Here is an 8,466-nt window from a genome sequence, read left to right on the forward strand (position 1 = left end):
CCGGCGGGCCGCTCGGCGCGCCGCCGCCCATGCCGCCCGGTATGGGAACGGCGCCGGGCGGGCCGCCGTTCTTCCCGCCCGGGCAGACCGTCCCGTCCGGACGGCCGGGGCCGGGAAAGGGCGGGAGAGCGCTGGTCATCGCGGGTGCCGTCGCCGCCGTGGCGCTGCTGATCGCGGGGACGACCACCGCCGCCGTCCTGCTCGGGAACCGCGACGGCAAGGGCGGCGAGCCCTCGGCGAGCCGGACGACCCCCTCCGGCGGCACCATCGGCGCAGGCGGCGACTGCGTCTACACGCCGTCGGCCACCGGCGAGGCGAAGAACGTCGGGACGCCGCCCGCCGCCACGAAGCCCGCCGCGACCGTCCACGCCCGGCTGAGCACGAACCTCGGCGCCATCGACATGGACCTGGACGGGGCCAAGGCGCCCTGCACCGTGAACTCGCTGATGTTCCTCGCGGGGAAGAAGTTCTACGACGGGACGTCCTGCCACCGGCTCACCACGTCGAACGCCCTCAAGGTGCTCCAGTGCGGCGACCCGTCCGGGACCGGATCGGGCGGTCCCGGCTACGGCTTCGCCAACGAGAACACGTCCGGCGCCAAGTACACGCGCGGGACCGTCGCCATGGCGAACGCGGGCGCGAACACGAACGGCAGCCAGTTCTTCATCGTCTACGGCGACGCGGAGATCCCCGCCGACTACACGGTGTTCGGGCACGTCACGTCCGGGATGGACGTCGTCGACAAGGTGGCGAAGGCGGGCACGGACGGCAGCAGCGGCATGGGGGCCGACGACGGCAGGCCCAAGCTGAAGATCACCATCCAGCGGCTCACGACGTCGGCCGCGTAGGGACGCCGGCGTAGTCGGGGAGGTCGATCGCCTCGGCGGTCCTGCGGCCGATCTTGGCGGCCATGTTCTTGCCCGGCAGGTACGGCAGCAGCCGGTAGTACCGGTTCAGCAGCGCGACCACGGCGCGGCTCGACGGCATCATCAGCTTGGCGACGCCGTCGCCCATCTTCTGGCAGCCCGCCGCGTAGCCGCGCAGGACGTCCTCGTAGCGCGCGAAGGCGACGCGGTGGTCGCCGCGCGCGGCGGCCAGCTCGCCCGCGAGCACGTAGGCGCCGACCATGGCGAGGCCGGTGCCCATGCCCGACAGGGACGACGGGCAGTACGCGGCGTCGCCGAGGAGCGCGACCCGGCCCCGCGACCAGGCGTCCATGCGGACCTGCCCGACCGAGTCGAAGTAGAAATCGGGGGCGTGCCGCATCTCGGCGAGCAGCCGGTCGCACTCCCAGCCGGTCCCGGCGAACCGCTCGGTGAGGATCTCCTGCTGCCGCGCGACGTCGCGCCGGTGGACGTCCGTGTCCGGCGAACCGAAGTAGAACGCGGCCCTGGCCTCGGTGTTGTGGCGGGCGCTGTAGACGGACGCGAGCTGCCCGCCCGTCCGGTAGACGTGCCCCGCGTACTCGAGGCCGAGGTGGTTGGGGACGGTGAAGATCGCGCAGTGCACGCCGAGCCCCTGGACGAAGCGCTCCTCCGGCCCGAACGCGAGGCGGCGGACGTTGGAGTGCAGCCCGTCCGCGCCGATGACCAGGTCGAACCTGCGGGGCGCGGCCCGCTCGAAGGTGACGGTCACCCCGCCGGCGTCCTCGTCGAGGGACGCGATGGAGTCGCCGAAGACGTACTCGGTGGTGCCGCGGGTGGCGTCGTGGAGGATGCGGGCGAGGTCGCCGCGGAGGATCTCGACGTCCCCGGCGAACAGGTCGGCCGGCATCCACGCGACGGGCCGGCCGTCCTTGTTCACGTACGCCATCGCGCCCATGCCGGTCTTCGCGCGCTCGACGGCGTCGAGGAGGCCCATGCGGCGCAGGACGGTGAGGTGCGCGGCACCGCGGAAGTCGACGGCGTAGCCGCCGTCGCGGAAGCCCGCGGTGTTCTCGACGATCGTGGTGGTGAAGCCGTAGCGGGCGAGCCAGTGGGCGAGCGCGGGGCCGGCGATCGACGCGCCGGAGATCAGGACGTTCTTCATGCCGACGAGCGTGCCGGGCCGCGCTCACCGCGAGCTCACCGCGCACTCACCACCGCTCACCGGCGGTCGGCGGCTTCGACGACCGGGGCGGGGAGGCCCGCGAACCGCAGCGCGTCCGCCCTGGTCAGCGCGGTTCCCTCCGCGTAGGCGGCGGGGTGCCCGGCCGCCGCGTCCGGGACCGTCCCGGGCAGCAGGCCGCACAGGGCCGCCGCCGCTCCGAGCAGCCGGGCGGCACGCTCCGGCTCGTCCCCGGCAGCCTCCAACCCGGCGAGGGCCTCGATCGCGCGGGCGGCCTCGATGAAGGCGCCCATCGTGGCCGCCGCGCCGGCCGCCTCCCGGTACCGGGCCCGCGCGGCGGCGCGGTCGCCGTGCGCGGCGGCGACACGGCCGAGCCCGATGAGCGCGGCCGCCCGCCCGCCGACGCTCTTGATCCAGTACGGGTCGAAGCGCGCGAGGGCGTCGGCGTACAGCCGTCCGGCGGCGCCGAGGTCGCCGTCGAGGAGCGCGATGTCGCCGAGACCGCGCAGCGCCGCCGCGAGATAGGTGGGGCTGCCCGCCCGGCGCGCGACGGACGCCGCGCGCTCGTAGTCGGCCCGGGCCGCCTCCCGGTCCGACTCCAGCCGGTGGTCGCCCCGGTTGACGAGCAGGTCGGCGGTGTCGTCCAGCGCCCCGAGCCGCTCGGTGAGGGCGAGCGCCTCGTCGGTGAGCGCGATCGCCTCCGCGCGGTCGCCGCGGTACGCCGCGAGCCCGGCCAGCGCGTCCAGCGCCAGCGCGGTGCCCCAGCGGTCGCCGAGCGCGCGGAACCCGCCGGCCGCCGCGCCGAACTCCCGCCCGGCCCCGTCCGGGTCGCCGGTGGCGAGCGGCTCGAACCCGGCGATGAAGTGCGCGGCGGCGCGCGCCCACGGGTCCGGGCCGTCCCGCTGGGCGAGGACCAGCGCGAACGCCGAATGCGCGTCCGGTTCGTCCGCCCTGCGCATCATCCACAGGAACGGGACGGCCGGGTGGCGGCCGGTCCCGTCCGCCCACGCCGCCGCGAGCGCCGCCTCCGCCGCCGCGCGATGCCGCCGCCATGCGTCGCGTCCCGGCGCGCCGGACCCCGCATGCAGGACGCACGTCGCGTACTCCTCTTCCAGGCCGGGCGGCGGGACGGGCTCCGCGGCGTCCGGCGACGCGGCGTCCAGCACCTCCAGCAGCGCGGCGGCCTGCGCGGCGATGGACGCGCCGCGGATCCACGAATAGCTCGACATCGCCGCCGACAGCCGCAGCCCGGTCGGCACGTCCCCCGCCTCGATCGCCCAGCCCAGCGCGGCGAGGAGGTTGCCGTGCTCGGCGCCGAGGATGCGCAGCCAGTCGAGCTGGTCCGCGCTCCGCAGGTGCGGGTCGGCGGTCTGCGCCAGCTCAAGGAAATGCCGCGCGTGCGCCTTCCGCACCTCGTCGAGCGACCCGGCGCGTTCGGCGCCGTACGCGCGGATCGTCTCCAGCATCCGGTACCGGCCGCCGGACAGCTCCAGCAGCGACTTGTCGACGAGCGACTCCAGCGCGTCGCCGGCATCGCCGGTGCCGCCGGTATCGCCGGTGCCGCCGCACACTCGCCGCGCCGCGTCCGGCGTCGCGCCGCCCGCGAAGACCGTGAACCGCTCCGCGACGCGCCGCTCGTCGCCGGTCAGCAGGTCCCAGCTCCACGCGACGACGGCGCGCAGCGTCCGGTGCCGCCCGTCCGCCGTGCGGCCGCCGCGCGACGGGACGCCGAGCCGGTCGCCGAGCCGTCCCGCGAGGTCGGCGACGTCCATGGTGCGCAGCCGCGCCGCCGCCAGCTCGATCGCCAGCGGCAGGTCGTCCAGCGCCGCGCAGATCCGCCGGACGGCCCGCGGGTCCGCCGCGAACCCGCGCCGGACCGCGGACGCCCGCGCGGTGAACAGCCGGACGGCGGCGTCGCCGTCCAGCGGGCGGACGGGCCACAGGTGCTCGCCGGTGATGCCGAGCGGTTCGCGGCTCGTCGCGAGGACGCGCAGGCCCGGGCACGCGGCGAGCAGCCGCCCGGCGAGCGCGGCGACCGCGTCCACGATGTGCTCGCAGTTGTCCAGGACGAGCAGCAGGGTCCGGTCGGCGAGCGCCGCGGCCAGCCGGTCCGCGGGGTCCTTCGCGGCGTCCGCGGCGTGCAGGCCCGATTCGCGCAGGCCGAGGGCGCCGAGCAGCGCGCGGGGCAGGGACGCGCCGTCCCGCAGCGGCGCCAGCTCGGCGAAGCACGCGGGCCCCGCCGCGCCGGGGCCTGGGCGGTCCGCCCGGCCCGCCCGGCTCGCCACCTCGACGGCCAGCCGCGTCTTCCCGACGCCTCCGGGCCCGGTCAGCGTCACCAGGCGCGCCGCGCCGAGCAGGTCCGCGACGCCGTCGACGTCCTCGGCACGGCCGATGAGCGGGGTCAGCGGCGCGGGCGGCCGCACCGGTTCCGGGGCGGGGTCGCCGCGCAGCAGGTCGAGGTGCAGGGCGGCGAGGTCGGCGGACGGGTCCGCGCCGAGCTCGCCGGCGAGCCGCCGCCGCGTCTCCTCGAACACCGCCAGCGCCTCGGCCCGGCCGCCGCCGTCCCGCAGCGCCCGCATCAGCAGCCCGGCGAGCCGCTCGCGCAGCGGATGCCTTTCGACGAGTTCCCGCAGCTCAGGCACGACATCCCGGTGGCGGCCCCGGCGCAGGTCGGTGTCGATGCGGTCCTCGAGGGCGCCGAGCCGGCGCTCCTCGAGCCGCACCGCCTCGGCCTCGGCCCCCGGCACGCCGGCGAGCGCGGGGCCCCGCCACAGGTCCAGGGCCTCGCCGAGCAGCGCGGCGGCCTTCTCGGCGTCGCCGTCGCGCAGCGCGGCGCGGCCCGCGTCCGCGAGCCGCTCGAACCGTCCCGCGTCCACGTCGCCGGGGTCGACCGCGATCCGGTAGCCGCCGGCGGCCCGCTCGATCGGCGCGTCCGGGCCGAGCGCGGCCCGCAGCCGCGACACCTGGGAGTGCAGCGCGTGGCCCGCCGTCCCGCTCTCCGCCAGCCGGTCCGCCGGGACCGCCGCGCCGGGCCGGACGAGCAGCAGCGCCAGCAGCGCCCGCCGGGCCGGGCCGCCGAGCGGCACGTCCTCCCCGCCGTCCCGCCACGCCCGGGTCTCGCCCAGGATCCCGAACCGCATGCCCGAATCATCCCAGTCCGCCGACTCCGAACGAGCGGCGTCAGGGCGCGGCGGCGGCGATGACGCGGGTGAGGGTGCCGTGCAGGTCCTCCAGCTCGTCCAGGCCCATGCCGAGCCGCTCCATGATCGTGGCGGGGATCTTCTCCGCCTGCTCGCGCAGGGCCCGGCCCGCCTCGGTGACGGTGACGGCGAGCAGCCGCTCGTCCCGGCTGTCGCGCTCGCGGCGGATCAGGTCGGCGGACTCCAGCCGCTTGAGCAGCGGCGACAGCGTGCCGGGGTCGAGCTGCAGCAGCCGGCTCAGCTCCTTGACCGACAGCTGCCCGTGCTCCCAGAGCGCCAGCATCACCAGGTACTGCGGATGCGTCAGCCCCATCGGCTCCAGGATCGGGCGGTAGAGCGCGAGCACGCTGCGCGACGCCACCACCAGCGCGAAGCACACCTGGTTCTCCAGCGCCAGCGGGTCGGGGACGTCGTCCAGATCACGTGCCACGGTTCCTCCACTCGCCGGGGGCGTCGACTATAAAGGTTACTACCGCAATGTTTTGTACACCAACGGTTGGCGAGGCAACGGAGGACGCATGTTCCGCAGGGAGCCCCTGGAAGAGCGCATCGCCCGCCGCCAGGCCGAACTCGAGCCCCGCCCCCGCGGCGGCGGCCAGTTCGACCACCCCACCGCCAAGTACCTGTTCGTCGGGCTGCTGGTGGTCACCGTGGCCGCGCACGTCATCGGCGGCGTCCTGTTCGCCGTCATGGGCTGAGAGGGGAACGCATGGCGCTCCGACGGCCGTCCTTCCTGCCGTCCCTGGACGAACTGGAGCAGCAGGCCCAGGACCGCTCCGCGCAGGGAGCCCGGAAGGACTCGCAGTTCGACCACCCGACCGCCAAGTACCTGTTCATGGTCATGCTCGTGGTGACCGTCGTCGCGCACGTGGTCGCCGGTGCCGTCTTCCTCGTGATGGGTCACTGAGCCGCGAGGCCGGCGACCCACTCCGCGCTCGTCATGACGTCGGCCTCGCGCGGGAAGAACCGCTCCACCAGGAACCGGTGCATCTCCTCGTCGGCGTCGTCGCACCCGTCCGACAGGACGATCTGCGCGTACTGCCGCTCCGTCGCATCCCGCAGCGTGCTGATGACGACGCCGCTGGTCGCGAGGCCGGTCAGCACGAGCGTCCCGGCGCCCCGCACGCGGAGCAGCGCGTCCAGGTCCGTGCCGGCGAACGCGCTGAAGAAGCGCTTGTCGAGGACGGGTTCGCCGGGCAGCGGCGCGACCGCCGGATGGATCTCGCTCTCCGGGTTCGGCTCAGTGAGGACATCGGTTCCGGCCAGCCCCCGGAACGGCTTGTTCAGCGGCCCGATCTCCGGGTGCCCGTCGCGGTGCACGACCCGGACGTGGATCACCGCGACGCCCGCCGCGCGGGCCGCCGCCACCGTCTCCGCCAGCCGCGCGAGGTACCGGTCCGCCCGGTCCCCGAGTTGCGCCGCCACGATGCGCTGGACGTCCATCACCAGAAGGGCCTGAATGCTCGCGTTCACGGCGGCCATCCCACCGCCCGCCGGGGCGCCGCGTCCAACAGCCGTCCGGCCGGATCGACAACCGGCCGTTGTGACCGCAGCGTGGTTGACTGGCCCGATGATCGGTCATGAGGTGCTGCGCGTCTTCTGCGGGCCGGACGGCGCGCACGGCAACCGGCTCGGGGTCGTCCGCGACGGCGCCGCCGTCCCCGGCGAGGCCCGCCGCCAGGCGGTCGCGAAGGACCTCGGCTTCAGCGAGACGATCTTCGTCGACGACGCCGCGCGCGGTGCGATCGACATCTACACGCCGTCCGCGCGGCTGCCGTTCGCCGGGCATCCGTGCGTCGGCGCCGGCTGGCTGCTCGGGGTGCCCGCCCTGGTCACGGCGGCGGGCGTGGTGGACGTCCGGCGCGACGGCGACCTCACCTGGATCGCGGGCCGCGCCGACTGGGCGCCCGGCCGCACGCTGCGCGAGTACGGGTCCGCCGAGGAGGTCGACGCGCTGCCCGTCCCGCCGCCCGGCGAATGGATCTACGCGTGGGCCTGGCAGGACGAGCCGTCCGGCCGGGTCCGCGCCCGCGGCTTCCCCGGCCGCGGCGACGGCATCGACGAGGACGAGGCGACCGGCGCCGCCGCGCTGCTGCTCACGGCCCGGCTCGGCCGCCCGCTCACCGTCACGCAGGGGCGCGGCTCGCAGATCATGACGGCGCCGCGGCCGGGCGGCCTCATCGAGGTGGCCGGGCGGGTCCTGCGCGAGGCGCCCGATCAAACCGGTTGACCCGGCTGCGAGCATGGCCCCATGGACCGCACGTTCGACGACCTGGTGGACGAGGCCGCCGCCGTCCCCGTCGACGGCTGGGACTTCTCCTGGCTGGAGGGCCGGGCGACCGAGCAGCGTCCCTCATGGGGGTACCAGCGGCTGATGAGCGCGCGGCTCGCGCGGGCCACCGCCGCGCTGGACCTGCAGACCGGCGGCGGCGAGGTGCTCGCCGAGGCCGGGGCGTTCCCGCCGACGATGGTCGCGACCGAGGCGTGGCCGCCGAACGTCGCCAAGGCGACCCGGCTGCTGCACCCGCGGGGCGCGGCGGTCGTCGTCCACCCCGAGCAGCCGCCGCTGCCGTTCGCCGACGGCGCGTTCGACCTGGTCACCAGCCGCCATCCGGCCGTCGTCGAGTGGCCGGAGATCGTCCGCGTCCTCGCGCCCGGCGGCACCTACTTCGCCCAGCACGTCGGCCCCGCCAGCGTCTTCGAGGTGACCGAGTACTTCCTCGGCCCGCAGCCCGAGGCGCGCCGCAAACGCGACCCGGAGATCGAGAGCGCGGACGCCCGCGCCGCCGGCCTCGACATCGTCGACCTGCGCACCGAACGGCTCCGCATGGAGTTCCTCGACATCGGCGCCGTCGTCTACTTCCTGCGCAAGGTGATCTGGATCGTTCCCGGCTTCACCGTCGACCGGTACCGCGACCGGCTCCGGGACATGGACGAGCTGATCCGGCGCGACGGCTCGTTCGTCGCGCACTCGTCCCGCACCCTCTTCGAGGCCCGCAAGCTCTACCCGGTCAGCGGCGGCCGCGGAACGTGCGGCGGAGGTCGGCGACCCACTCCTCCGGGATCTCCCACGGGATGAAATGGCCGCCGCGGTCGTGCGCGGTCAGGTTGACGTGGTTGTACCAGTCGCCGCGGTCGCTCCGGACGAAGTGCTCGACCCGCTGCTCGGTGGTGACGCCCGGCGGGTTCTCGTAGCCGACGAACGTGATGCCGGTGGGCG

Annotated in this window: 9 protein-coding genes and 1 pseudogene; 5 read left to right on the forward strand and 5 right to left on the reverse strand. The window is 75.7% G+C overall.

The genetic code is table 11. The features are described from left to right. Positions 1-848: peptidylprolyl isomerase (locus tag F9B16_RS46545; RefSeq protein ID WP_151546685.1), on the forward strand; the 848-nt coding region annotated here is incomplete at its 5' end. On the opposite strand, the gene F9B16_RS46550 is transcribed toward F9B16_RS46545, so the two are convergent. The 3 genes from F9B16_RS46550 to F9B16_RS46560 are packed head-to-tail and all read right to left on the reverse strand — an operon-like array spanning position 829 to position 5,676. Beyond that, complete coding sequence (locus F9B16_RS46550; RefSeq protein WP_151546686.1) at positions 829-2,028, reverse strand: FAD-dependent monooxygenase; 1,200 nt, start codon at positions 2,026-2,028, stop codon at positions 829-831. The genes F9B16_RS46545 and F9B16_RS46550 overlap by 20 nt on opposite strands. A gap of 56 nt (positions 2,029-2,084) precedes the next feature. Continuing rightward, positions 2,085-5,186 carry an ATP-binding protein gene (locus F9B16_RS46555; RefSeq protein ID WP_151546687.1) on the reverse strand — a complete coding sequence of 1,034 codons (3,102 nt, stop codon included), beginning with the start codon at positions 5,184-5,186 and terminating at the stop codon, positions 2,085-2,087. 40 nt (positions 5,187-5,226) lie between these two features. After that, positions 5,227-5,676, reverse strand: coding sequence for a MarR family winged helix-turn-helix transcriptional regulator (locus tag F9B16_RS46560; protein ID WP_225992561.1), 450 nt, complete (start codon positions 5,674-5,676; stop codon positions 5,227-5,229). Between the two features lie 88 nt (positions 5,677-5,764). Between F9B16_RS46560 and F9B16_RS46565 the strand changes: the two genes are divergently transcribed. Together F9B16_RS46565 and F9B16_RS46570 are read left to right on the forward strand one after the other, a co-directional pair. Beyond that, the gene (locus tag F9B16_RS46565) at positions 5,765-5,944 is read left to right on the forward strand and encodes a hypothetical protein (RefSeq protein ID WP_151546688.1); all 180 of its coding nucleotides are present in this window, start codon (positions 5,765-5,767) and stop codon (positions 5,942-5,944) included. Positions 5,945-5,955: 11 nt separating this feature from the next. After that, positions 5,956-6,153: a hypothetical protein gene (locus F9B16_RS46570; protein WP_151546689.1), complete on the forward strand. Its 198-nt coding sequence runs from the start codon at positions 5,956-5,958 to the stop codon at positions 6,151-6,153. On the opposite strand, the gene F9B16_RS46575 is transcribed toward F9B16_RS46570, so the two are convergent. Next, the gene (locus F9B16_RS46575; protein ID WP_225992562.1) at positions 6,147-6,719 is read right to left on the reverse strand and encodes a cysteine hydrolase family protein; all 573 of its coding nucleotides are present in this window, start codon (positions 6,717-6,719) and stop codon (positions 6,147-6,149) included. The two genes, F9B16_RS46570 and F9B16_RS46575, sit on opposite strands and share 7 nt — an antisense overlap. 97 nt (positions 6,720-6,816) lie before the next feature. On the opposite strand from F9B16_RS46575, the gene F9B16_RS46580 reads away from it, so the two are divergent. Together F9B16_RS46580 and F9B16_RS46585 are read left to right on the forward strand one after the other, a co-directional pair. After that, positions 6,817-7,476 (forward strand): PhzF family phenazine biosynthesis protein, encoded by a 660-nt coding sequence (locus F9B16_RS46580; protein ID WP_151546691.1) that lies wholly within the window; start codon positions 6,817-6,819, stop codon positions 7,474-7,476. Positions 7,477-7,497: 21 nt separating this feature from the next. Further along, entirely contained in the window at positions 7,498-8,325 is an 828-nt protein-coding gene (locus tag F9B16_RS46585) for a class I SAM-dependent methyltransferase (protein ID WP_151546692.1), read from the forward strand. Here the strand turns inward: F9B16_RS46585 and F9B16_RS46590 are convergent. Further along, positions 8,258-8,466, reverse strand: a pseudogene (locus F9B16_RS46590) (epoxide hydrolase); the annotation flags it as partial. The gene F9B16_RS46585 and the pseudogene F9B16_RS46590 sit on opposite strands and share 68 nt — an antisense overlap.

The sequence above is a fragment of the Actinomadura montaniterrae genome (genome assembly GCF_008923365.1).
GTDB lineage: Bacteria > Actinomycetota > Actinomycetes > Streptosporangiales > Streptosporangiaceae > Spirillospora > Spirillospora montaniterrae.